The organism is Mucilaginibacter gilvus (genome assembly GCF_004054195.1).
Classification (GTDB): Bacteria; Bacteroidota; Bacteroidia; order Sphingobacteriales; family Sphingobacteriaceae; genus Mucilaginibacter; species Mucilaginibacter gilvus.
The window spans coordinates 409,432-434,583 of the sequence record NZ_SBIW01000002.1; the positions used below are offsets into that span (position 1 = coordinate 409,432).

A 25,152-nucleotide genomic window follows, 5' to 3' on the forward strand; every position below is an offset into this window, starting at 1 on the left:
TGCTCCCCCTTCAGGGGGCTGGGGGGCTCGCCACTACTCCTTTTTATAATCTTTATGCACAATCAAAAAACTCGCCCGTTCTTCTTTGTGGAAGGGAATATCCCAGTTGCCCTGGTAGGTGATTTTGGTGGGGAGCAGTTCGCCGTCGAATTTGTTTAGTTCGATGTTCATCTGCACATCAAAATCGAAGAACATATTGCTGTATTTCATGTCGATATAGCGGCCAAGGATCTGGAAGGTGCGTTCGTCAAAAATGGTGGTCATCTCCTGTATCATCACATCATCCACCGTACTGCTGGGCTTACGGACCACCTTAAAGCGATACACGGGGATCGTATCGAGGTACTTGCCCCTCGCAAATTCATAATTGTAAAACTGCCGCAATTCCGGGCTAAATATTTCTGTTTTACTGCTGATGAACGGGATGCCGCTAACCTTGCGCCCCGGTGTAAAAATGAGCGTTTTTAGTTTTGCTTTATAACCTTCGTTTTTGCCTTTGGCTTCGCCAGGCAGCGGCGGACCTTTTACAAAATCGGAATTATAGGCGTTCATAAAAATGTAATCGAACATTTCTACAGTATACAACTGGTACTTACCGTCCTTTTTAAAAACATTGCCGCTGTCTGCTTTAGCCATATACTGTAGTTTATGCGCGCCGGCAACATTGCTGTGAAGTATTTTCCGGTAGATCTTGCCCTCTACCTTGTTCTTTTTGTTATACGTAAAAATGCGGTTCTCGGCAGTAAAACCATAGCCTTTCATGTTACGGAAAGCGAGGTAAAAACTGGTGTCCTGCATTACTGCATCAATAAAATCCTGCGCACGCAAACGGTGCGAACGGATATTTACCGGCGAATCTATAACAATAGTTCGCAGCGTATCGGGGTTAAAGCGATTTATCTGCTGAGCTTGGGAGCAGAAAGCGGAAAGGAAAAAGCAAAAAGCGAGAAGAAGTTTTTTCATAGTTATTAGTCCATGGTCGATAGTCCATAGACCATGGATAAAAAGATTATGTTACAAAGTCGTCCGGCCATTGACCGTGGACCATCGACTATGGACTAAATTAATTCCCCAGTTGCTTAACGGCCAAATACGCCATCAGCCCGGTGCTTATTTTAAAGGCATCCTCTTCCACATCAAAGGTTGGGGTATGTACCGATGAAGTGATGCCGCGCGCCTCGTTACGGGTACCTAAGCGGTAAAAACAGGCATCCGCGGCTTGCGAGTAGTAGGCAAAATCTTCCGCCGCCATCCAGATATCCAGATCGAGTACGTTCTCTTTGCCTAAGTAATCTTCGGCATGGCCGCGGGTTGCGGCGGTAAGCACTTCCTCGTTAATGAGGAATGGGTAACCGCGCATAATATTAAATTCGCAGCTACCACCCATCGCTTCGGCAATGCCCTCTGCCATTTTCTTGATCTTGATATGGGCCTCGCTGCGCCATTTCTCGTCCATTGTGCGGAAGGTGCCTTCGAGGTACACCTCGTTTGGTATTACATTGGTAGCGCCATTGGCGATTACCTTACCAAAGGATAGTACGGATGGGCTTTTAGGATCGGCAGACCGGCTTATAATAGTTTGCAGCGCGGTTAATATATGAGCGGTGATAATTACCGGGTCAACATTTTGCTGCGGCTGGGCACCGTGGCCGCCTTTACCGCGTACGGTAACATACAATTCATCTGTAGAGGCCATGTATTTTCCCGCGCGGAAACCTACCTTACCGGCATCTATCAGCGGCATTACGTGCTGGCCCAACACGGCCTGCGGTTTCGGGTTTTCCAATACGCCTTCTTTGATCATCAGGCTGGCACCGCCCGGCAGTTTTTCTTCAGCAGGCTGAAAGATCAGCTTTATCGTTCCGCCGAACTCGCTTTTCAGTTCGGTTAAGATCTTTGCAGTACCTAATAAGGATGAGGTATGTGCATCGTGCCCGCAGGCGTGCATCACACCGGGGTTTTGTGATTTATAAGACACATCGTTTGCTTCCAGTATGGGTAAAGCGTCCATATCGGCACGCAGGGCTACAACTCTATCTGAGGGCTTATCGCCTTTTATCAGTGCAACCAAACCGGTATCAGCCATTTTGTGGTACTCCAATCCCAGTTCTTCCAGTTTGTTAGCAACAAAAACAGAAGTTTGTACTTCATGAAAGGAAAGCTCGGGATGCGAGTGCAGGTGGCGGCGATTGGCTACCACATCGTTAAAAATAGCTGCTGAGAGTTGCTGGATCTTTTCCTTAATCATTATTGATGACTGTTTTAGGGGGATTAATTCTTTCTGATACGATGAACATGGCCGAGAAAGTAAATTGCAGTTGTGCTTTCATCTTCTCCGCTTCCAGTCTCGACCGGAAGTCGCCCGCCTTTACCTTAAAATTGGGTTCGTGGTAGCTGATATAGGTACGCATTTCGGGAAACTCACCGTTAAACCTTGCCTGCGCCGCATAGGCCGCATTTCGGTTTGAGCCGCTGTAGATCTGTAGCCGGTAGCCATAGTTAGATGTGTACACTCTGCTTCCAGTAGCAGAGCCTCCTCCGCCCCTGTTGAGCATAGCGCGTTTGGCTAACAGCGTATCAAACAACGCGTCGCGTATCACTACTACCTTGCCTTTGCTTTGTGCCGAAGCCGCTGCTGATAAAAGTATCAGCACAAAAAAAGAGCAAAATTTGATGAGGCTTAACTTAGCTTTATGATCAAATATTGCTCTTTTCATATTGTGTTTTATATCACTTGTCGTGCTGAGCTTGTCGAAGCATTAGCGTTTAAGTCTTCGACAAGCTCAGACTGACACATCCGGCCAGTACGCTTATCGGAGATTGCTTCGTCCCTCGCAATAACCCTGAGGTTTTTTCTTAAGCCCTCCATTTCAGGGGAGGGTTTGGGCGGGGCCTTAATTCTGCCCTACGCCGTGGCAATTTTTAAACTTTTTGCCGCTTCCGCATGGGCATGGGTCATTCCTGCCTATTTTCTGCTCTACCTTTACAGGTGTTGCTTTTTGCACTTCGCGGGTATCTTCCATCGGCATACCGTTAGCTTCGCCAACCAGTTCCGGTTTAGAGGTACGCATTTTCTTCAGATCGAGCTTAGGCTCGGGCTTCGCTTCGCGAACCTCCTCCGGCTCCTGCTGCACAGCTATACCACCGCGGAACAGGAAGCTCACCAGCTCTTTGTTCACGTTCGATAACATCTGGCGGAACAAATTAAAAGCTTCGAACTTATAAACCAACAGCGGGTCCTTTTGTTCGTAAACGGCATTTTGTACCGATTGTTTCAGCTCATCCATTTCGCGCAGGTGCTCTTTCCAGGCATCATCTATCAGGTAAAGGGTAACGTTCTTCTCGAAAGATTTAAACACCTCGGCACCTTTATTTTCTACCGCTTTTTTCAACGGCACAGCAACCTGTAAGCCATGCACGCCATCGCTAAATGGCACTACAATGTTCTCTACATATTGGCCACGGGTATCAAATACATCCTTTAATACCGGGTAAGCCTGCTGGGCTACCTGCTCAGATTTGCGTTTGTAAAATTCTATCACCTCGTTAAAGGTTTTATCAACCAAGGCATTTAGTGATGTAGCAGTAAATTGATCTTTTGTAGTATCCGGATCAACAGAGAATAAACGGATGATCTCCAGCTGGAAACCATCAAAGTTATTGGCTTCTTTGTATTCGGTAACCACATCTTCAATTACATCAAAAATGGTGTTATTCAAATCAACCTCAAGGCGCTCGCCAAACAAAGCGTTCTTACGTTTAGCGTAGATAACGGTACGTTGCGAGTTCATCACATCATCATACTCCAGCAAACGCTTACGGATACCAAAGTTGTTCTCTTCTACTTTCTTCTGCGCACGCTCGATAGATTTAGAGATCATCGAGTGCTGGATCACTTCACCTTCTTCGATACCCATACGCACCATCAGGTTAGAGATCCGTTCTGAACCGAATAAACGCATCAGGTTATCTTCTAACGACACAAAGAACTGAGAAGAACCCGGGTCACCCTGGCGACCGGCACGACCACGCAACTGCCTGTCTACACGGCGGCTTTCATGGCGCTCGGTACCTACAATGGCTAAACCGCCGGATGCCTGTACACCCGCACCTAATTTTATATCCGTACCACGGCCAGCCATGTTGGTAGCTATGGTAACAGTACCAGCCTGCCCGGCTTCAGCCACAATATCGGCTTCTTTCTGGTGCATTTTGGCGTTCAGTACATTATGTTTAATGCCGCGCAGCTTGAGCATACGGCTCAGTAATTCAGAAATTTCTACCGATGTGGTACCCACCAGTACCGGGCGGCCGGCCTTTGTAAGTTTTTCTATTTCTTCGGCAACAGCATTATATTTTTCGCGGATGGTACGGTAAACCAGATCCTGCATATCTGCACGGCTGGCTGGCGTATTTGTTGGGATCTCTATTACATCCAGCTTGTATATTTCCCAAAACTCACCAGCTTCGGTAACGGCAGTACCCGTCATACCGCAAAGCTTGTGGTACATCCTGAAATAGTTTTGCAGGGTAATGGTAGCAAACGTTTGGGTAGCATCTTCCACCTTCACGTTCTCTTTTGCCTCTATCGCCTGGTGTAAACCATCGCTGTAGCGGCGGCCATCTAAAACACGGCCGGTTTGCTCATCCACAATTTTCACCTTGCCGTCGTCCAGGATGTATTCGGTATCCTTTTCAAATAAGGTATAAGCTTTAAGTAACTGATTAACCGAGTGGATACGCTCCGATTTAATAGAAAAATCGCGCATCAGCTCATCCTTCTTAGCAATTTTTTCGTCGGCAGGCAGGTCAGATTTTTCGATATGAGCTATCTCGGTCCCTACATCAGGCATCACAAAGAAACTTGCATCCTCGCCCGAAGCGGTGATCAGTTCGATACCTTTTTCAGATAATTCAACCGAGTTGTTTTTCTCGTCAATGATGAAGAACAGTTCAGAATCTACCTTCGGCATATCCTTACCCTGGTCCTGCATGTAATGGTTCTCTGTTTTCAGCAATACAGACTTATTGCCGCCTTCGCTCAGGAATTTTATTAAGGCTTTGCTTTTGGGCAAGGCACGGTGCGCCCGAAATAAAGCTAAACCGCCTTCATCAACGCCGGTTTTGCCGTCATTCATCGCTTTCTTAGCTTCGTTCAATACAGTGTTCACATAAGCTTTCTGGGCGTTAACTAAACGCTCTATGCGTGGTTTCAATTCATAAAACTCATGCTCATCGCCACGCGGTATCGGGCCGGAGATGATCAACGGTGTACGCGCATCATCAATTAATACCGAATCCACCTCATCAACCATTGCGTAGTGTAGCTTGCGCTGAACCAGCTCTTCTGGGCTACGTGTCATATTGTCACGCAGGTAGTCAAAACCAAACTCGTTATTTGTGCCAAAGGTGATATCGGCCAGGTAAGCCTTGCGGCGTTCTTCCGAATTTGGCTCGTGTTTATCAATACAATCAACCGACAGGCCGTGGAACTCGTACAACGGACCCATCCACTCGCTATCGCGGCGTGCCAGGTAATCATTCACGGTTACAATATGCACACCTTGCCCGGCAAGCGCGTTAAGATAAGCAGGCAGCGTGGCTACCAGCGTTTTACCTTCACCTGTTGCCATCTCCGAAATCTTCCCCTGGTGCAATACAATACCGCCTATCAGCTGTACATCGTAATGTACCATGTTCCAGGTAACTTCATTACCTGCTGCAAGCCAGGTGCTGCTGTGGGTAGCTTTATCGCCCTTGATAACCACGTTGGTTTTTTTGGCGGCCAGTTCGCGGTCAAACGGGGTTGCTGTAACCTCTATGCTTGGATTCTCCGCTAAGCGTTTAGCGGTTTCTTTAACTACTGCAAACGCGGTAGGCAATATGTTTATCAGGATGTCTTCCAGTTCCTTATTGCGGTCTTTCTCCAGCTTATCTAATTGAGTATAAAGCTCAACCTTTTCGCTTACTTCCATATCCAGCTCGTTTTCGGTACGGTCCTTAATGGCCTGTATCTCGCTGTCGATGCCGGAAAGGCCGGTGGCAATGGTTTCTTTAAATTCTATGGTTTTAGCCCTAAGCTCGTCGTTGCTCAACTGACCAAGTTTGGCAAATTCAGCTTTAATTTTTTCAACTATAGGCTGTATGCTTTTTACATCCCGTTCTGATTTGCTTCCGAAAAGCTTACTAAAAAAGTCTAACATGTTGTTTATATATAGTACACCGGACTCAACAATTGCGCCAGTGCAATTTCAAAGTCATTTTGACAGGCAAAGGTAAGAAAATAGTAACAAGTAGCAGGTATCAAGTAGCAAGTATCAGGCATGGAGAGGTCATTTTTGCAGCACACAAAGCGCTTTTTTACGGGCGATAATCAATCTTGATACTTGATACTAAGTACTTGATACCAAAAAACTATCTTTGCCGCCATGAATATCCTGATCCTTGGTTCGGGCGGAAGGGAAAGTGCCTTCGCCTGGAAAATTGCCCAAAGCCCCAAATGCGAAAATCTTTTTATTGCTCCCGGCAATGCCGGTACCGGGCAATATGGCACCAATGTAGACCTTAAAGTGACCGATTTTGCCGGCATCAAAGCGTTTGCCTTAGCTAACGCAATAGATATGGTATTGGTTGGCCCCGAGGAACCTTTGGTAAAAGGTATTCACGATTTCTTTTTGGCGGATGCTGAAATACAGCATATCCCGGTAATAGGTCCGCAGCAGGAAGCCGCCCAACTGGAAGGCAGCAAAGATTTCAGCAAGGAATTTATGCAGCGCAATAACATCCCTACCGCTGCTTCAAAAACATTCACTAAAGACACTTTACAGGAAGGTTTTGATTACCTCGCTACAGCAGGCTTGCCTGTAGTTTTAAAAGCCGACGGCCTTGCAGCCGGAAAAGGCGTATTGATATGCCTTACTTTAGAAGAGGCCAAACTGGAATTGGCAGAAATGCTTACCGAAGCCAAATTTGGCGATGCCAGCTCCAAGGTGGTGATTGAACAATTTTTAACAGGTATCGAGCTTTCGGTTTTTGTAATGACCGATGGCACCAACTATAAAATACTGCCCGAAGCTAAAGATTACAAACGCATTGGCGAAGGCGATACCGGCCTCAATACCGGTGGCATGGGCTCTGTTTCCCCGGTGCATTTTGCCGATGCCGAATTTATGGCGAAGGTGGAGCAACGCGTCATCATCCCAACGGTGGAAGGATTAAAAAAAGAAGGCATTCCTTATAAAGGTTTTATTTTCATCGGCCTGATGAATACCCACGGCGAACCCTGGGTAATTGAATACAATTGCCGTATGGGCGACCCCGAAACCGAAAGCGTTATGCCACGCATCGAATCGGATTTTGTAGACTTGTTGGAAGGTGTAGCCGAAGGTAACCTAAACGAGAAAAACATCACCATCTCCGATAAAACAGCAGTAACCGTAGTTTGCGTTGCAGGCGGTTACCCCGGCGAATATTTAAAGAACAAAGCAATCAGCGGAATCGAGAATGTTCGCGGCTCGCATGTGTTCCACGCCGGCACCACCTTAAACGGCGAAGAAGTATTGGCTACCGGCGGGCGCGTTTTAGCCATCACCACTTTACAAGACGATATGTTCACCGCCCTGCAGCAAGCCACTGCCGATGCCGCACGAATCTACTACGATGGCGTGTACTTCAGGAAAGATATCGGGTTTGACCTTTTATAGTTAACTGGTTCAGTTGTTCATTAGTTCATTGGTGGGATAGTTAGGTATCCAAATTCCCGGAAATAAATAAAGCCATCCCGCAAGAGATGGCTTTATTGTTATACAAGCCCAATGAACTACTGAACAGAAAACAGCTCCGCCAGTTTATCATTCAAATCGTCCCCTCTTAGGTTTTTAGCGATGATCTTACCGTTGGGGTCTATCAAAAAGTTTTGGGGGATGCCTTTTACGCCATACATCACGGCTGCTTTGCCGGCCCAAAATTTAAGGTCGGATACTTGTGTCCAGGCCAGGCCATCTTTATGGATAGCTGCCAGCCAGGCTTTTTTCGCGGTCGGTTTATCTAACGACACACCTACGATGGTGAAATTCTTGCCTTTATATTGGTTGTATGCTTTTACCACATTAGGGTTTTCGGCACGGCAAGGTCCACACCACGATGCCCAAAAATCTATCAGCACATACTTGCCCCTAAACGACGACAGGGCTACCACTTTACCGGCAGTATCTGCTTCGGCAAACTCTGGTGCAGTGGCGCCAAGGGCAACAGCTTGCAACTTTGGCAACAGATCGGCAAAGGCCTTACCGCCTTCAGATGCTTTAACAGGTGCGGTAAGCGACTGATACAAGGGCGAGATATCTGCATAATCTGCACCGTATGCGTATGATCTCAAAGCAGTCAGGCTTACGTACGAATCCGGATGATCCTGTATAAATTGCTTATTAATGGCCTTCCATTGGTTGCCCAACAACTTCTCCTGCACTTTGGCCTGTTTAATAAAAGCCTCCGATTTTGCCGAATCGCCGGCTGCTTTTTCTTTGGCGTCCATGGCATCGTAACCATCATCCACGGCTTTAAAAGCCGCCTGAAATAAATTGTTCTCCTGGTTGGTTTTCGGCCCGTCAACTTTGGCGTTCTTCAAAAGATCGCCTGTTGTAACCTTTATCACACCCGGTTCGAGGTAAATCGAATGGGAATCTTCGGCTGCATCTATGCCTGAGGCTTTAGGGTTAAACCAAAGCCTTGCGCTGGTTGGGCTGGTGCCGGCATCGCCTTTAAAAGTGAATTTTCCGTCTTTTAAGGTAACCGAGTCGCTGATGGTTTTGCCGTCTCTTTTGTATTGCAAATAAACCTTGGCCGGATTATTTAGCATGCCCACGTTGCCTTGTATGGTATATTTAGTATCCTGTGCAAAAAGCAATGCCGGGAAAAATGCGATTGCACTCAGTGCTATTTTTTTCATGATGATGTTAAACGTACCTTCTAAAAATTCGTATCACTTATATTTTCCCCAGCAACTCTTGCAGTTTATCATCCAGTGCGTCGCCTCTCAGGTTTTTTGCTACTATTTTCCCTTGTGGGTCTATCAGGAAGTTTTGAGGGATGGCGTGTACCCCGTATAAGGTAGCTGCCATGTTGTTCCAGAATTTAAGGTCGGATACTTGCGTCCACTCCAGGCCATCGCTTTTAATGGCTGCGAGCCAGGCATCTTTAGCGGTTTCCTTATCGAGCGAAACGCCTAATATGGTAAAGTTTTTGCCTTTGTACTTCTGATAAGTACGCACCACGTTAGGGTTTTCCTGGCGACAAGGACCACACCACGATGCCCAAAAATCAATCAGTACATACTTACCTCTAAAAGATGATAACTGCACAGCCTTGCCGTTCACATCGTTCTGTATAAAATCGGGCGCTATGGAACCGATAGCGGTTATCTTCAAATTATCAAGCGAATAACGCAGTTGCCTGCCCTGGTCGGAGTTTTTCAACTCTTCGGATAGGGAATTAAATATAGGTTCCACCTCTGCCACATCCGGTGAGGGACCGCTTACGCTGGTTAAAGCCAATAAGCTCAGGTAGCTATCCGGGTTGGAGGATATAAAGGTCTTCAGCATGGACCGTTGCTCATCTTGCAGGGCCTTGTACTTGGCCGTCATGCTGTTTTGAAACGCGGCTGATTGCTGCTGCACCGGCGTTGCTGCCTGCGCTTCCATTGATATGGCCCGCGCTTTTTCAACGATGGGTTTTAGCGCAGCTTTTAACCTGGCATCATCGTCGTTTACTTTGGAACCTGTAATTTTTGCCTGTTTAAGCGAATCGGCAGATGTTATGTTAACGGTTCCTTTTTCAACATACAAACCCAGGTAGTCGGTTGCTTTTGATGGCCCCGTGCTTTCGTTAAAGTTTTGCGATACAAATTTATTAAACCCAACACCTTTCGAATCGATAAACAGGGTTGCATTAACTGGGTTCGTGATGGTACCGGTAAAAGTAAACTCGCCGTTTACAATAGCGGCCGAATCGGTAACCGTGTTAGCGCCTAAACGGTAGGCCAAAAATGCTTGCGCAGGTTTATCATACTTGCCAACCTTTGCTTTTATGGTAAATGGTTGTGCATTTTGTGCAAATGCCAGCGCTGGTAAAAAGGCCAGCAGGTATAAAAAAGATCTCTTCATTTATTACAATAGTAAGTTTACATAACGGCAAAAAGGGTAATGAATTGCCAATCAATTCAATTTTTGGAAAGTACGCCACCAAAGGTCGGGCATTTCGCCGGAGCGGGCGGTCTTATAATCCTCGTACCTGCAGGGCACTAAATGGTAGCGCTCGTTCTTAGAGCCACCTGTTGGGTAGGGTACCTGCATCCACCAGCGATCGCTTTTTTTGCTTTTCACAAACACCAGTTCGTGCTCTTCATGCTTCAGGCTGGTTTTATAAATAAGGTATTGCGATTTTGGATTGAGCGGAAAATCTTTTTTGCGGTTGTAAAAACCATCAACAAAACACCAGATCATTTGCGACAGCAGCATGGCGGTTTGCCCGTTATTATCGTACGCCGGGTTAAATTCGTAAAAGCCTATGGAGGTAAGCTTATCGTTCATGCCGGCATAGCGGCATACCTGGCAGGCATCCTCGCCATAAAACCCATTTGGCTTGGCGTTAGCGTTGCCCACCGCGTCTGACGAGCGGATAGCACCCATATCAAAGCTCACCATATTAGCATTACGGATCACCGGCTCGGTAACGGCTATATTGCCGGTAAGTTCGCCAAGGCGGTGCACATCAAAATAAAGCTTATTCATCACCCGTAAACTCTCCTGGCTGGTAAAATAGGTTTGGTAGCCCAGGTTGCTAAAGTTGAACAGGTAATTAGGTTCGTGCAGGAAGATCTTGTTTAGATAGGCTATCGAATTGGTTTCGATACTGTCGCCAAAGCCATCATCATCCAGGTCGAAATGTGAATCAACCACCAGCACATCTACCTTTTGCTCCAGGTTTTCGTACCCCAGGTACTGGGCGTAGCTAAGGTCCTGCCCGCCGCCGATGATAACAGGCACAATGTCCTTTTTTATCAGTTCCTCTACCACGGTTTTTAGCGCGAAGTAAGTGTCGGTAACTTTGTCGCCGCGTTTAATGTTGCCGAGGTCTACTATTTTGGTGGCGTAACCACCCTCGTTTAGCTGGTATAATTTCTCGCGCACGTAATCTGGCCCTAAAGCGCAGCCCGGGTTGTTAATGGCGTTACGGTCTTCCATCACACCGATGATGGCGATATCGATCTTTTGTTCCAGATCTGGAAAGGCAACCGAGTGATGGTCTATCCTGTCGCCCAGCTGGCTGGTATAAAACCCATCTTTAGGTATTATTTTTTTAAGATCGATAGGGGTAAAAAAATCGGCTAAAGACATTGTTTAATTTGAAAATGGGCTGATTTGAAGATTTGAAAATTCAATTTGAAGTTTAACTGATTTGAAAATGTTAATACTCAAAATGCAAATATAACTCATCTGCAAATACTCTTGCACACTTTTTCATCTTCAAATTTTCAAATCGGAAGCTGTTTTTCCGCTCATTTACATTTTCAAATTAACTCATCTTCAAATTTTCAAATTACTTTTTCGCACTTTTACATTTTCAAATCAGCTCATATTCAAATTTTCAAATTAAAATGATTCTTGTTACTGGTGCAACAGGTTTTTTAGGGGCCGAACTGGCGAAGGAGCTTATCCTGCGTGGCAATACTATCCGTTGCACTAAGCGCGATACATCCACTATTCCCGAAATTTTGCTGCCCTACCCGGCAAAAATAGAATGGGTAGATGCCGACCTGATGGACAGCTTTGCTTTGGAAGCAGCACTGGATGGTGTTACACAAGTTTATAACTGCGCAGCATGGGTATCTTTAAAAGCCGCTGATAAAGCCCCGATGATCCGTACCAATGTAACCGGCACCGGCTACCTGGTTGACCTGTGTACTGAAAAAGGTATCCGCATGGTGCATACCAGTTCGGTAGCGGCTGTTGGGGAAGCGAAACCCGGCGAACTGATTACCGAAAACAATCATCTGGATCCATCTCTGGAAAGCGACGGTTACGCCATATCAAAACTGGAGAGTGAAATGGAAGTTTGGCGCGGTATTGCCGAGGGCCTCGATGCCGTTATTGTGAACCCTACCATCATCATTGGCCCCAGCGCGGGTGTTGAAGGCAGCGGGCAGATCTTCGAGACCGTGCGCAAAGGCCTAAAATTCTACACCAAAGGCACCATCGGTTTTGTAGATGTGCAGGACGTTGCCAAATGCATGATCGCTTTAATGGAAAGCGGCATCAGCGCCGAACGCTACATCATTAATGCAGAAAACCGGCCTTACCAACAAATATTTACCGAGATAGCCGATAAGCTTGGCAAACCCGCTCCTGCAAAGCTGGCACAACCCTGGATGATGGAACTGGCCTGGCGCGGCGCATCTGTATGGAGCACTTTAACCGGCAACAGCCCGGCCATTGATAAAACCAGCGCCCGTGCCGCATCAGTAATTCGCGAGTTTGATAACAGCAAAATAAAAAAAGCTATTGGTTTTGAATTTAGGCCGTTGAGCGAAACGATTGCAGAGGTGTGCCAAGTGCTGACGCAGTAAACCTTATGGTCAGAATGGCTTTTAAATTTTCGGCTAAAGCCAGTATTGACTAGCTAATCCGTTGGCTAAGCCAACGGCAATAAATGGGACCAACCTCGCGCAGCTATTATTGCCTTTCCTTTAAGGGACGGACGGGAAAAGAAGCCTTCCGGCTTTAGCCAAAAAACTTCCCTTGCTATGAATCAGCTACAAATCCTCTCTCAACTTCAGCAATACCACATTCTCCACATGCTGGGTATGTGGGAACATATCCACCGGCTGAATTTTCACCGTGTCGTATTTCTCCTTTAATACCAGCAGGTCGCGGGCCTGTGTGGCGGCGTTGCAGCTTACATAAACAATCTTTGGCGCTTCAATTTCCATCAGGCGGGCAACTACATCAGCGTGCATGCCGGCGCGTGGCGGGTCGGTGATGATCACATCGGGTTTGCCATGCTCGGCCATAAAATCGGCTACCAGCACATCTTTCATATCGCCTGCAAAGAATTTGGTATTGGTAATATTGTTGATCTGCGAATTCACCTTGGCATCGTCTATGGCAGTTGGTACATACTCCACCCCTACAACTTGGCGCACCTGGTCGGCAATAAAGTTAGCGATGGTGCCTGCGCCGGTGTATAGATCGTAAACCAGTTCATCGCCTTTAAATTGGGCGAAATCGCGGGTTATCTCGTAAAGTTTTAACGCTTGGATCGAATTGGTTTGATAAAAGGATTTTGGGCCAACCCTAAAACGGATCACTTTCCCATGCCCGTTTGCCATTTCCTCGTGGATGTATTCCGGGCCTCTCCAGCTCATTACTTCCTGGTCGAAAATGGTATCGTTCATTTTGGTATTGAGGATATACAGTAGTGAGGTTACCTGTGGGAAGTTGGCATCCACAAAACTCATTAGCTTATTCACCTGCTCTTCATCCGCGTGAGCGAAAACCACGATCACCATAATTTCGCCGGTAGAGGAGGTACGGATGATGAGGTTACGCAAAGCGCCGGTATGCTGGCGTACATCGTAATAACTGATGCCCTGCTCTTTGGCGTATTGATTAATGCTGTTGCGCAGATCGTTTGATGGCCCTGCCTGTAAATAGCAATGGTTAATATTCAGGATCTTATCAAACCTGCCGGGGATGTGGAAACCGAGGGCGTTCATATCCAGTGTTTCGTCCTCGCGATTCTCGCCATCGTACAGCCAGCGTTTGTTAGAAAAAGTATACTCCAGTTTGTTGCGATAGTAGCGATCGGCAGGCGATGGCACAATAGCATCCATGTGCTCCACCTCTATTTTGGCAATGCGGGTAAGCGCATCATGTACGGCTTTCTGCTTGAATTTTAGCTGTGCATCGTAGGTCATGTGCTGCCATTTACAGCCCCCGCAGGTGCCAAAATGCTCGCAGAAGGCTTCGGTGCGGTGTTCTGATGGCTGGATTAGGCGGGTGATCTTGCCTTCGCCAAAATTCTTTTTGCTGCGGTAAACCTCGATATCGGCAATATCGCCCGGGACGGCTTTTTCGATAAACAAAACAAAATCATCTGCTTTGCCTACACCTTTGCCTTCTTCGGCTATATCAATTACCGTTACGTTCTCAAAAACTTTATTTACCCGTGGTTTACCAGATCTGCCCATAAGGATGCAAAGGTAAACGAAATAATTATTTTACGAATTAAGCTTCGCAAGTACAAATGACGCTTTAGTATTGCCGTTGGCTTTAATATTTAATCAGAAAAAAATGGTTTCTCTCAGGTCTTGCAAGCTATAGGCCCTTTCTTTCGTTTTCCTTTTAAAGTTAAATTGAGGATTTTCGCAAACAGGAACTATCAGCGCAAGATATACACTATCGCCTCTGCATTTGGTAATAATGGATTCGCCTTCAGTGTCGTAAGTCCCGAGGAATTTTCTAAAGTTAGTAGAGTCTGTAAGGTAAACCGAGTTAAGGTCTGTAGCCATAAAACTTTGTAAAACAAGGTAATACTCCCGATATAACCGTACAGGGCAGCCTTTATCGCCATTGTAATGATTAACGCTGACTGTTAAAAGATGACGCGACCTGCTCCAGGGACTACAACTGCGGTACCCGCAAAATAATAGCAGCAAAACAACTGCTAATGCCAAGCAAAAATTTTTCATAATGATTTTTAGGGGCTGCCGAATACAATCTTCTGCCCGAAACAAGAACCGGAAATTGCCTTTTTACAGCTTTCCCTACAAAAATATGCTCAATAACTTATCAAAGTAAACCTCGATAGTGATGTCCTCTATCTCAAATTGCTCATCAATAAGTTCCGAAAATTCAATTAATTCCTCACTCATGGCGGTAAATTTTACTATGCAAACATAGTATTATTATACCAAAAACCAAAACGGTATTTTGTTTTTATCTTATCTTCATTCCCATGATACGTGCTTTTGCTCTTTTTCGGTTATCATTTTTATGGTTTTACGGTACTTATATATCATCTTTCTGGTAAAGGAATTAAAGGTATTGCCTCCGGCTTTAAATAGCGTGCGGTGTGCAAACCATACCAGGCAGGATGTTAAAAAGAAGAACGCCTTATAAACAAAGTTTCGGCAGGCTTTAGCGGAGTCGGACTTGCCCTCGTAGATCATCGCCAGCCGCTCGGTTTGGAATGTAATGTGATAGGCTTCGTCGATCAATATATCGGTGCAGATGGCTTGTAAAAGTTCGCAATCCGTGGCATCTTTCAATGCCTGATAAAAAATTTGCGCAGTGCTTTCTACCACAATTACAGCCACCGTCCATATTTCCATATTGGTATTGTAGTACCTTACTTTTCTGAACAGGGTGTCGCCCCAGTCCTTTTTAATACGCGTTTGCCCGATGCCATCAATATACCGGCCCAGGTTGTTTCCGTGTTTTTGCTCTTCCTTTATAAAAAGCTCAACAGCTTCCACGTAGTCCGGGTCGCCTATTTTGTTGGCGTATTTGGTTGATGCGGCTATTAAATGCGCCCCTTCCGAGGTTTCGCCCAACTGCCAGGCCTGTAGCGATTGTAATATAATTTTCACTTCATCGGCGGTTAGCGAGGGAAATAAATTCCAGTCGATGCGTATTTCGCGGGCATTTGCCTTGAAATGCTTTATCCAATAATTGCTTGTGTGCATGTTGATTTAGTCTTAAATCCGCCGCATGCATACTGACATGCGACGGAGTATGAAGTGAACAGGTTTAGGTGAATATTTTAGTGGCTATCCCAATTGATCTTCCTGGAGAAATACATCAGCGCTGCCACAATAATAAACAAGGCAATACCACCTACTAACAAAGAGTATTCTTCTAACTGTATGATAATGAAAATGAAGCCGTAAAATATTGTGAGGATAAAGGCAAACAGAGCTGCTGCAGCTTTATTATGCAACAATGAAGCCGTGAAAAAAGAGATGAGCGCTATAGTCGCCGTTGATGAAATGAGGTAAGCATAATTGTAACCAACCTGCTCTGCAAAAGAAAGCAAAAGGGTGTAGTACACAATCATGGCCGCGCCTATCAGCGTATAATTAAACAGGTGAATGGGTTGCCTGCGTATCAACTCTGTTAAAAACAGGGAGACAAAAGTAAGCAGAATAATGAGCGTAGCGTACTTGTTAGTGCGCGTCACTTTTCGGTATTCGTCTACAGGCTGTTGCAACCGTACACCAAAGGTTGCTTCGGCTATAGCCTTTGAGTTGCTCAGTATGGTATTATCGTTTAGCCATTGCTGCGGAAACGGCCTGTTATAGTAAAGCATGTGCCATTTTGCACCAGAACCATCTGCCGTAGTGTCTCGCGTATCCGGCAGGTAGCGTCCATTATACCGCGGGGTTTTCCAGTCGCTTATAAACTGCACGTCGGTAGTTTTACCAATGTGTAGGAAATTAATGTCGTTACTCCCCTTCAGGTCGAGATCATAATTAAATGCTATAATCCCGGTAGCAGGCAAAGCAAAATTTACCTGAAGCGATTGTTCAAAAGGGTTTATGTCTCCAGACGCCGGCTCCGGGGTATAATTTTGTCCTTGTATTTTCACTGAAGGGTTGTTCAGAAGCCCTTTAATATCAGATATGCTGAATAACAGGCGCGCCTTATCGTACATCACCTGCCCGGGCGCTATTCCCAATTTAACCAGGTTGGGCTGGGCAAAATTGCCTTGCACACCTACCTTAGAAGTGTACACCGTAACATCAAAAACCCCTTGTTTGAACAATTGCGTTTTTAGGTTTGCTTTAATGTGTACGTCATCGGGCAGCAGATAAATATACCCTACCGTGCTGTTAGCCGCCATCGGCTGTTTGTGATAAGGTATCATCAACACCGGCCCCTGTATTAACTGGCTGCCCGACCAGCTATCAGACACCTGTGTGCCTATCTTCGACTGGCTTTCCTGGCGTTCGTCTATCAGTCCCTGGATCCATGACGATGGAACAAGCAGCGCCAGGATAATTAAGGTGATTACGGTTAATTTTACTAAAATGGAACCCTGGTACCATTTTTTAGGTTGTTGTGGGATTTGGTCTATCATATTTTTTATTTAAAAGTTCTTTGTATTTCAAAGTTAATACACTTAAATAAACCGCTTTGGATTTGAAGCGGTCATATTAATATATAAAGTACTTTGAATAACAAAGTAAACAAATAGAATTCATCATTCCAAATATTTCGCTAAAAAAATCAAACGAGTATCGCGGCCTTCACCAAATAAGGCAGGATCTCTTTTTGGAAAGATACAAAATTCTTGCGTACGTCGGCATCACTTACCGAGGTAAAGGCAAAGCTAAATACGATGCTTTTGCTGCACTTAATTAAAAAACGCAGGCGTTGCTGGTAGGTTTCGTGCTTGCGGATGCCTGCCAGTTGGGTAAAACTCATTACCAGCAGTTCCTCCAGTTCGTTAGAAAGGTTCTTTAAAAAATCCTGGGAGTTGGTGCTTTCACGGATAAAATCCCAGCCTATAAATTCGTTGCAAACGGTGTAAGAGAGGCGGCAGGTTTTCATGATGAGGTTATTGAGGTGGGCCTCTTCATCCAGTTCGGGTACGTTGGTGTTTATCAGTTCGTCAACACTCAACTTAATATAGTCCATCAGCAGTACGTGCAAAATGGCTTCTTTACTCTCAAAATACTTATAAATAGTGGCCTTGGCTATCTTGGCGCGCTTGGCTATTTCGTTTACGCTTGTTTTATGGTAACCGAATTTGCGGAACAGATCCTGCGCTGCCCGCTTAATACTATCTTTAATTTTATCGGCTTCCATTCATCAGTTTGACACAAATATCTCAAAATTACTCACATTTACGGTATAAGCCCTCAGCGATTTTACGGCAGGTGCCTTTACGGGGCTACCGTCTGATAGCGAGAACTTTGCACCGCTGCATGGGTCGGTAGCGGTAAAGCCTGTTGCATCGGGGCTAATCGCGCATAGTTTTTCGGGCTGATAGCTGCTGCACCTGTCGTAACAGGAGTAGGTACCATCGGCCTGGCGATAAAGCAATAACCCGGCCACACCGTAACCCGAAATAACTACCGAACCGCCCGCGCTATTGAGTGCCGCCAACCGCGGATCGGTTTTAGATGCCCTGAAATTTACAGGCACACTGGGCACTACACCTTCAATTTTCCCGCATGACATAAATGTTAATACAGCAAAAATGATGATAAGTGCATTCCTCATATAATCTCTGATTGAAACTGTTTTAAGAAACGAACGTCGTTCTCAGAGAATAAACGCAGATCGCGTATCACATATTTCAGGTTGGCAATTCTTTCCATCCCCATACCAAAGGCAAAGCCCGTATATTTTTTGCTGTCGATGCCGCAATTTTCCAAAACGTTCGGGTCAACCATACCGCAGCCCAATATCTCTACCCAACCGCTGTACTTGCACATGTTACAGCCACTGCCCTTACAAATGGTACAAGAAATATCCATCTCTGCAGATGGTTCAGTGAAGGGGAAATATGAAGGACGGAACCTAACCTTGGTACCCTCGCCGTAAAGCTCCTGCACAAAGTGGTAAAGTGTTTGCTTCAAATCTGAGAAGCTCACATTCTCATCAACATATAAACCTTCTACCTGGTGAAAAAAGCAATGCGCGCGGGCAGAGATGGCCTCGTTGCGATAAACACGGCCCGGCATAATGGCGCGGAACGGGGGTTTACCGTTCTCCATCATCCGTACCTGTACCGATGAAGTATGCGTACGCAAAGCAATATCGCCCTGCTCTTTATCACCTTTGCGGATAAAGAAGGTGTCCTGCATATCGCGCGCCGGGTGCTCCTCAGGGAAGTTCAGTGCCGAGAAGTTATGCCAGTCGTCTTCAATCTCCGGGCCTTCGGCAACCACGAAACCTAAACGTTTAAATATATCGATGATCTCGTTACGTACCAGCGATAAGGGGTGGCGCGAACCTATTTCCAGCCCATCGCCGGGAAGGGTTAAATCGATTTCGGATTTCGGATTTGCAATTTCGGAAGTGAGAGATTCCTTTATTTCTTCGTAACGCGCTTCTGTGAGTTGCTTAAACTGGTTCAGCACTTTACCAAAGGTGCGTTTCTCGTCGGCACTAACGGTTTTGAATTGCTCAAAAAGGTCTTTAATAATACCCTTTGTACCTAAAAATTTTATACGAAATGCTTCCAGTTCATCGGCCTTGGCAGCAGTAAATGCCTTTATCTCGTCGGTATATTGGTCTATTTTTGATTGCATTATAGTATTGTTCTTAAAAATTGTTCGGCAGTTAATACCGGGATATCGAATTTCTTGTAATGTTTGATATTGCGGCTGATGATCAAATCGCATTCGGTTTTTTTTGCTATCTGATATTGAACTGTATCCTCAAAATCTATATGCTCGGTCTTTAATGCCGAAACAATATCTTGTTCATCAAATGGCAAAACCGTTATAATTTGTGCTAAAACTGTCACTTGTTGCTTTGCAATTGTTTTCGAGAATGTTTTTGTCACCATGTAATGAACATTCGCCATTATTAAAGACGACGTACATAGCTCTTTGGGTTTTTCAGAACCAAGGCCTAATAACACCTGTGCACTTTTCAAAAACGGTTCCCGGGTTAATAGAACATCGAGGAATATGTCGCTATCAATAAATACTTTTTTATAGCCCATGCTTTTCTTTCAGATACTCATATTTTACATCCCAAATATTCACATCATCAGGATATTTTCCTTTTAAAATACCTGTTAAAGCCTGAATTTCAGCCGAAACCTCCATTTCTTTTAACCTTTTTAAAAACGGATCTTCGGGTATAGCTTCATCTTCCTCAATGGCTTTACTTAGTAATTCGGCAAATATTTTAGATAAACTTTTGCGACGTTTAGACGCATAATGCCTGGCCTTAGATATGACTTCCGGTTCGATGCTTAATGTTAATTTCGTTGTTGCCATAACATTTTATTTATACGTACAAATGTAAAAAACTTATACGTAACATTTATTTAATCACCGCTAATCCCTTACCAACCTTGGTAAAGGCAGCGATGGCTTTATCCAAATGCCCTTTATCGTGAGCGGCAGAGATCTGTACGCGGATGCGTGCTTTACCTTGTGGTACTACCGGGTAGTAAAAGCCAATTACGTAAATACCTTCTTCCAACATCTTAGCGGCAAATTCCTGTGCAAGCTTGGCATCGTAAAGCATTACGGGGACTATAGGATGCACGCCCGGTTTAATATCGAACCCTGCAGCGGTCATTTTCTCGCGGAAGTATTGGGTGTTGGTTTCCAGTTTATCACGCAGGTCGGTGGTTTCGCTCAGCATATCCAATACGGCTATTGAAGCTCCGGTAATGGCCGGTGCAAGTGTGTTGCTAAACAAATATGGGCGCGAACGCTGGCGCAGCATATCAATGATCTCTTTACGGCCAGATGTAAACCCGCCCGACGCACCACCCAATGCTTTACCTAATGTACCGGTAATGATATCTATCTTACCCATTACGTTATGGTGCTCGTGCGTACCGCGGCCGGTTTTGCCCATAAAACCACTGCAATGGCTCTCATCTATCATTACCAAAGCGTTGTATCGCTCGGCTAAAACGCAAATTTTATCAAGCTGGGCTATGGTTCCATCCATGGAGAATGCCCCATCAGTAACGATGATACGGTGGCGAAGATCTTGTGTAGCTTTCAGCTTTTCTTCCAGATCGGCCATATCATCGTGCTTATAGCGCTGGCGCTGGGCCTTGCATAAACGCACACCGTCAATAATGGAAGCGTGGTTCAGTTCATCCGAAATAATAGCATCCTGATCATTAAATAAGGGCTCGAATACGCCGCCATTGGCATCAAAAGCTGCCGCGTAAAGGATGGTATCTTCGGTGCCTAAAAAATCGGCTATTTTTTGCTCAAGTTCTTTATGTATATCCTGCGTACCGCAAATAAACCTAACAGACGACAAGCCATAACCATGGGTATCCATAGCAGCCTTGGCTGCATCAATCACTTTTTGGTTGCCAGACAGGCCCAGGTAATTATTGGCGCAAAAGTTTATCACCTCTTTACCACCCTGCACGGTAATATCCGCGCCCTGCGGCGATGTAATTATTCTTTCTCGTTTATATAGCCCGGCTTCTTCTATACCGGCAAGTTCCTGCTGTAAAACGGGCTGCAATGTTTTATACATAATATAGCTATTAAGGCTGCAAAATTAAACATTAACCCCAAATGAACGCTTACCTGCAACATTTTTAATATATTACAGCAGTAAACAAACATTTTGGCATAATTAATATTAATTGTAAAACCATGAAAAGATATTTACCCCTCCTTGTTTTTTTACTCACTACAATTGGCGCCTCTGCACAGCAATATATCCTGTCGGGTAAAATTACCGGGCAAAAAAACGAGCCTGTGCCTTTTGCGTCTGTTTATATCCGCAGTTCTACGTATGGCACCACGGCTAACGAGGAAGGTATTTACCATTTTAAACTTAGCCCTGGCACCTACAATGTGGTTTACCGCTTGGCAGGCTATACGGTTCTATCAGAAACCATTACCATCGTTGATCATGATGAGGTTCACAATATCCAATTAGTAGACGAAGAGTTTAAGTTTAGCCAGGTATCCGACAAGTGGAGGCGAAACCAAGACCCCGGCGATACCATCATGCGCATGCTGCTCCAAAAACGCGAAGCGCATTTAAAAGAGCTTAAGAGCTACTCCTGCGCGGTTTATATTAAAGGCGTGCAAAAGCTGTTAAGCACCCCAAAATCTTTACGCAGCGAAGCGGTTACCCGCGCGCTTGACCTCGACTCGCTGGGGCGCGGCATATTGTATCAGTCCGAATCGTTATCAACCTTTAACTACCAATCGCCCGATAAAGTTCGCGAGATCACCATCGCCTCAAAAAGCGCGGGTATTAATACGGCATTTGGCTACAATAAAGCATCAGACCTGCAGGTTAATTTTTACAATAATGTTTTCACTATCCCAGGTTTAAGTACGCGTGGTTATGTGTCACCCGTGGCATCAAACGCTTTTACTTTCTACCGTTATCAGCTTGTGGGCAGCACCGTTCAGAACGGGCAAACCATATACAAAATACAGGTTATTCCTAAACGTGAATACGGGCAATATTTTACCGGCAGCATTTATATTGTGGAGGGCGAATGGCGAATTTACAGTGTAGACCTGATGCTTAAAGGTAAATCCAATTCGCTTAACCTGGTTGATACCTTGCAGGTGCGGCAGCAATATATCCCTATTACCGATAGCGTTTGGATGCCGGTTTCTGTACTGTTCAACTTCAAGGGCTCTGTTTTAGGCTTTAAATTTGGGGGATATTACCAAGGTATATATAACAATTACAAATTAAACCCAAGCTTTCCAGCTAACTACTTCACCGGTGAAATACTACGGGTAGACACCGCCGCGAATATTAAAACGTCAAATTATTGGGCTGCTAACCGCCCCGTGCCACTAACCCCTCTGGAAACGCGCGACTATCAGAAAAAAGACAGCGTTGCCGCCTACCACAAAACCGAGGCATACCTGGATACTTTGCAGCATAGGAAAAACGGGATAAATTACCCTGGGTATTTGATCTTTGGGTACAGCGCAAGCGACCGGACTGAGAAGGACTCGCTGTATATCTTCCCTTTTTTACAGACTTTTTATTACAACACGGTAGAAGGTTTTGGTATAAATGCCAAAGTGCGTTACACTCGCATTATTGATGATTTCCATTCGCTGGCTATTACGCCCGCTGTGCGGTATGGTTTCTCCAATAAATTATTCAGCGCCAATATACTTACCGAGTACAAAAACGACCCTTTCCACAATGCCAAGTTTTGGGTGAATTTTGGCAGCGATGTGCTCGACCTGAACAATGTAGGCACCCGTTCACTCTATTTTAATACGCTGAGTACTATCCTTAGCGAAAACAACTATGTAAAATATTACCGGTCGCAATACGGAGGCTTTGGTTACCAGCGCGAAGTTGCCAACGGCGTATTGTGGAGCGCAAGCCTAAGCTATTCGGGCCGCCGCCAGCTTTACAATACCAACTTAGGGCATTTAGTTGATGTAAAAGACAAGGAGTTTACCTCCAATAACCCATTGGCCCCGGCCGGCACCCCGCCCAACGACCAGTCCTTTTTATTCCCAACACATCAGGCGTTATCGTTTACAACTGCTGCAACATTTACGTTCGATCAGCAATATATTACACGCCCAACCGGTAAGTTCAACCTGCCATCCCAGTACCCAACGCTTACAGTTACTTACAAAAAGGGATTCAATAACATACTGGGCTCTGATGTGAATTATGATTTTGCATCCGCGGATATTTCGCAATACAATATTCGTATCGGCCTGTCTGGTTATTCTTCATTTAAGCTTACCGGCGGCGGTTACTTCAATAATAAGAAACTGTACTTTATGGATTACTACCACTATTTAGGTAACCAGGGTACCACTTTCGATCCTACCTACATTGGCAGTTTCCACTTCCTTCCGTTTTATACTTATAGCACCAACGGCGGCTTTTTAGAGGCTCACTACCAGCATAACTTTGCAGGTTCGTTGTTAAATAAAGTCCCTTACCTGCGCCGTTTAAAACTGGAAGAAGTAATAGGTGCCAACTTTTTAACCACCAAAGGCAACCCCAATTACCACGAATTTTATGTAGGCGTGCAGCGCCTCATCTTCCGGGTGGATTATGGTATCTCCTACGCCGGCAACAAAAAGTACCTGCAGGGATTCAGGATATTTTATGGTATAAGGTAACCCAAGTGTTCCACTTTTGCACGTGGAACACTTATTTTTAATTTACCATTGACTGTCAGCATTTTACATTTTTTCATGAAACACTTTGGAACACCCCCGTTCTTTAGATAACACTTGTAAATTATTTGCCATCAATTATTTATTAAAAATCGTAAAATATTGTGGAACACCACTTGTAAAACACTTTGTTTTGCGATTAAAGCTTCCGGCACCATTGTAGCAATGTTCGCGACAGTATAAATGTAGATGCTACTCCTTAACCTTTTCCCTTTCCGCCCAAATCCGTATCTTTGCACCTCATTTAACACTGTTTGCAGCAGTATCAATGGTTTATGGCAAAATACAACACACTACTATACTATTGTTATTCCACAATAGCCGATGCGGAGCAATTTGCTGCCGATCACTTAAAATTCTGTAAAAGTTTAGCGTTAACAGGCCGCATTATTGTTGCCGAAGAGGGTTTGAACGGTACCGTTTCAGGCTCTGCCGAATCTTGCAGAACCTATATGGATACCCTGCACGCTGATGAGCGATTCGCCGGTATCGATTTTAAAATTGATGCGGTGGACGAGCCGTCGTTTGTGAAAATGCACTGCCGGTATAAATCGGAGATCGTACACTCGGGCCTGCGCGACCCTCATATGATCAACCCCCAAAAACAAACCGGCAAACACCTGGAGCCTGCGGAGTTTTTGGCGATGAAAGACCGCGACGATGTGGTGGTGCTTGATGTACGCTCCAACTACGAGCACAACCTCGGCAAATTTAAAAATGCGGTTACGCTGGATATCGAGAACTTCCGCGATTTCCCGGCCATGATAAACGAACTGGCGCAGTATAAAGATAAAAAGATCCTCACCTATTGTACCGGCGGCATAAAATGCGAAAAAGCATCCGCCCTGTTACTGCACGAAGGCTTTAGCGATGTGTACCAATTACATGGCGGCATCATTAAATATGGCAAAGAAACCGGCGGCGAAGATTTTGAAGGCAAATGTTATGTGTTTGATAATCGCCTTTCGGTGGATGTTAACAGCGTGAACCCGGTAGTGATATCTACCTGCCTAAACTGTGGCAAAACCACGCCGAAGATGATCAATTGCGCCAACCCCGAGTGCAACGAACACTTTACCCAGTGCGAAGAATGCGGCACCGGCATGAATGGCTGCTGCAGTGATGCCTGTAACGAGCATCCGCGCAAACGTATTTATGATGGCACAGGCTATTACGTAAAAGTACCACAGCCGGTAAATATGGCTAAAAAGGGCGATAAGCTGCAGTTGACTGATTAA

The 25,152-nt window shown here is 45.2% G+C and carries 20 protein-coding genes; 4 read left to right on the forward strand and 16 right to left on the reverse strand.

Going from position 1 to position 25,152, the window contains the following annotated elements:
* Nucleotides 1-33: 33 nt before the first annotated feature.
* The 4 genes from EPL05_RS05065 to secA form a co-directional block, all read right to left on the reverse strand.
* The gene (locus EPL05_RS05065; RefSeq protein ID WP_128532725.1) at nt 34-963 is read right to left on the reverse strand and encodes a hypothetical protein; all 930 of its coding nucleotides are present in this window, start codon (nt 961-963) and stop codon (nt 34-36) included.
* 100 nt (nt 964-1,063) lie between these two features.
* A complete protein-coding gene (locus tag EPL05_RS05070; protein ID WP_128532727.1) occupies nt 1,064-2,248 on the reverse strand; it encodes a M20 metallopeptidase family protein in 1,185 nt (394 codons plus the stop codon).
* A complete protein-coding gene (locus EPL05_RS05075; protein ID WP_128532729.1) occupies nt 2,241-2,717 on the reverse strand; it encodes an SPOR domain-containing protein in 477 nt (158 codons plus the stop codon). Before EPL05_RS05075 ends, EPL05_RS05070 begins: the two co-directional genes overlap by 8 nt.
* A gap of 177 nt (nt 2,718-2,894) precedes the next feature.
* Complete coding sequence (gene secA / locus EPL05_RS05080; RefSeq protein ID WP_128532731.1) at nt 2,895-6,203, reverse strand: preprotein translocase subunit SecA; 3,309 nt, start codon at nt 6,201-6,203, stop codon at nt 2,895-2,897.
* Nucleotides 6,204-6,428: 225 nt separating this feature from the next.
* Between secA and purD the strand changes: the two genes are divergently transcribed.
* Entirely contained in the window at nt 6,429-7,703 is a 1,275-nt protein-coding gene (gene purD, locus EPL05_RS05085; RefSeq protein WP_128532733.1) for a phosphoribosylamine--glycine ligase, read from the forward strand.
* A gap of 116 nt (nt 7,704-7,819) precedes the next feature.
* Here the strand turns inward: purD and EPL05_RS05090 are convergent, their stop codons facing one another.
* The 3 genes from EPL05_RS05090 to EPL05_RS05100 are packed head-to-tail and all read right to left on the reverse strand — an operon-like array spanning nt 7,820 to nt 11,393.
* Nucleotides 7,820-8,947, reverse strand: a complete 1,128-nt coding sequence (locus tag EPL05_RS05090) for a TlpA disulfide reductase family protein (protein ID WP_128532735.1) — start codon at nt 8,945-8,947, stop codon at nt 7,820-7,822.
* Nucleotides 8,948-8,984: 37 nt separating this feature from the next.
* On the reverse strand, nt 8,985-10,160 hold the full coding sequence (locus tag EPL05_RS05095) for a TlpA disulfide reductase family protein (RefSeq protein ID WP_128532737.1): 1,176 nt from the start codon (nt 10,158-10,160) through the stop codon (nt 8,985-8,987).
* A 51-nt stretch (nt 10,161-10,211) separates the two neighbouring features.
* Nucleotides 10,212-11,393, reverse strand: a complete 1,182-nt coding sequence (locus tag EPL05_RS05100) for a formimidoylglutamase (protein WP_128532739.1) — start codon at nt 11,391-11,393, stop codon at nt 10,212-10,214.
* A 260-nt stretch (nt 11,394-11,653) separates the two neighbouring features.
* Between EPL05_RS05100 and EPL05_RS05105 the strand changes: the two genes are divergently transcribed.
* Complete coding sequence (locus EPL05_RS05105) at nt 11,654-12,622, forward strand: NAD-dependent epimerase/dehydratase family protein (RefSeq protein WP_128532741.1); 969 nt, start codon at nt 11,654-11,656, stop codon at nt 12,620-12,622.
* Between the two features lie 186 nt (nt 12,623-12,808).
* Here EPL05_RS05105 and rlmD read toward each other — a convergent pair whose 3' ends face one another.
* The 9 genes from rlmD to kbl all read right to left on the reverse strand — a co-directional run bounded on the left by rlmD (nt 12,809) and on the right by kbl (nt 21,254).
* Nucleotides 12,809-14,245: a 23S rRNA (uracil(1939)-C(5))-methyltransferase RlmD gene (rlmD, locus tag EPL05_RS05110; protein ID WP_128532743.1), complete on the reverse strand. Its 1,437-nt coding sequence runs from the start codon at nt 14,243-14,245 to the stop codon at nt 12,809-12,811.
* A gap of 759 nt (nt 14,246-15,004) precedes the next feature.
* Nucleotides 15,005-15,742, reverse strand: coding sequence for a ferritin-like domain-containing protein (locus EPL05_RS05115; protein WP_128532745.1), 738 nt, complete (start codon nt 15,740-15,742; stop codon nt 15,005-15,007).
* A 77-nt stretch (nt 15,743-15,819) separates the two neighbouring features.
* Complete coding sequence (creD, locus tag EPL05_RS05120; RefSeq protein WP_128532747.1) at nt 15,820-17,136, reverse strand: cell envelope integrity protein CreD; 1,317 nt, start codon at nt 17,134-17,136, stop codon at nt 15,820-15,822.
* 149 nt (nt 17,137-17,285) lie between these two features.
* Nucleotides 17,286-17,867: a TetR/AcrR family transcriptional regulator gene (locus EPL05_RS05125; protein ID WP_128532749.1), complete on the reverse strand. Its 582-nt coding sequence runs from the start codon at nt 17,865-17,867 to the stop codon at nt 17,286-17,288.
* 3 nt (nt 17,868-17,870) lie between these two features.
* On the reverse strand, nt 17,871-18,284 hold the full coding sequence (locus tag EPL05_RS05130; protein ID WP_128532751.1) for a Rieske (2Fe-2S) protein: 414 nt from the start codon (nt 18,282-18,284) through the stop codon (nt 17,871-17,873).
* Nucleotides 18,281-19,318, reverse strand: a complete 1,038-nt coding sequence (pheS, locus tag EPL05_RS05135) for a phenylalanine--tRNA ligase subunit alpha (protein ID WP_208394677.1) — start codon at nt 19,316-19,318, stop codon at nt 18,281-18,283. The genes EPL05_RS05130 and pheS overlap by 4 nt, the downstream gene beginning before the upstream one ends.
* Complete coding sequence (locus EPL05_RS05140; RefSeq protein WP_128532753.1) at nt 19,318-19,737, reverse strand: type II toxin-antitoxin system VapC family toxin; 420 nt, start codon at nt 19,735-19,737, stop codon at nt 19,318-19,320. The genes pheS and EPL05_RS05140 overlap by 1 nt, the downstream gene beginning before the upstream one ends.
* Complete coding sequence (locus EPL05_RS05145; RefSeq protein WP_128532755.1) at nt 19,727-20,017, reverse strand: DUF6364 family protein; 291 nt, start codon at nt 20,015-20,017, stop codon at nt 19,727-19,729. Before EPL05_RS05145 ends, EPL05_RS05140 begins: the two co-directional genes overlap by 11 nt.
* Before the next feature lie 46 nt (nt 20,018-20,063).
* Nucleotides 20,064-21,254, reverse strand: coding sequence for a glycine C-acetyltransferase (kbl, locus tag EPL05_RS05150; protein WP_128532757.1), 1,191 nt, complete (start codon nt 21,252-21,254; stop codon nt 20,064-20,066).
* A 122-nt stretch (nt 21,255-21,376) separates the two neighbouring features.
* Here kbl and EPL05_RS05155 point away from each other — a divergent pair, with 122 nt between their 5' ends.
* Nucleotides 21,377-23,857 carry a DUF5686 family protein gene (locus EPL05_RS05155; RefSeq protein ID WP_128532759.1) on the forward strand — a complete coding sequence of 827 codons (2,481 nt, stop codon included), beginning with the start codon at nt 21,377-21,379 and terminating at the stop codon, nt 23,855-23,857.
* 332 nt (nt 23,858-24,189) lie between these two features.
* Entirely contained in the window at nt 24,190-25,152 is a 963-nt protein-coding gene (trhO, locus tag EPL05_RS05160) for an oxygen-dependent tRNA uridine(34) hydroxylase TrhO (protein WP_128532760.1), read from the forward strand.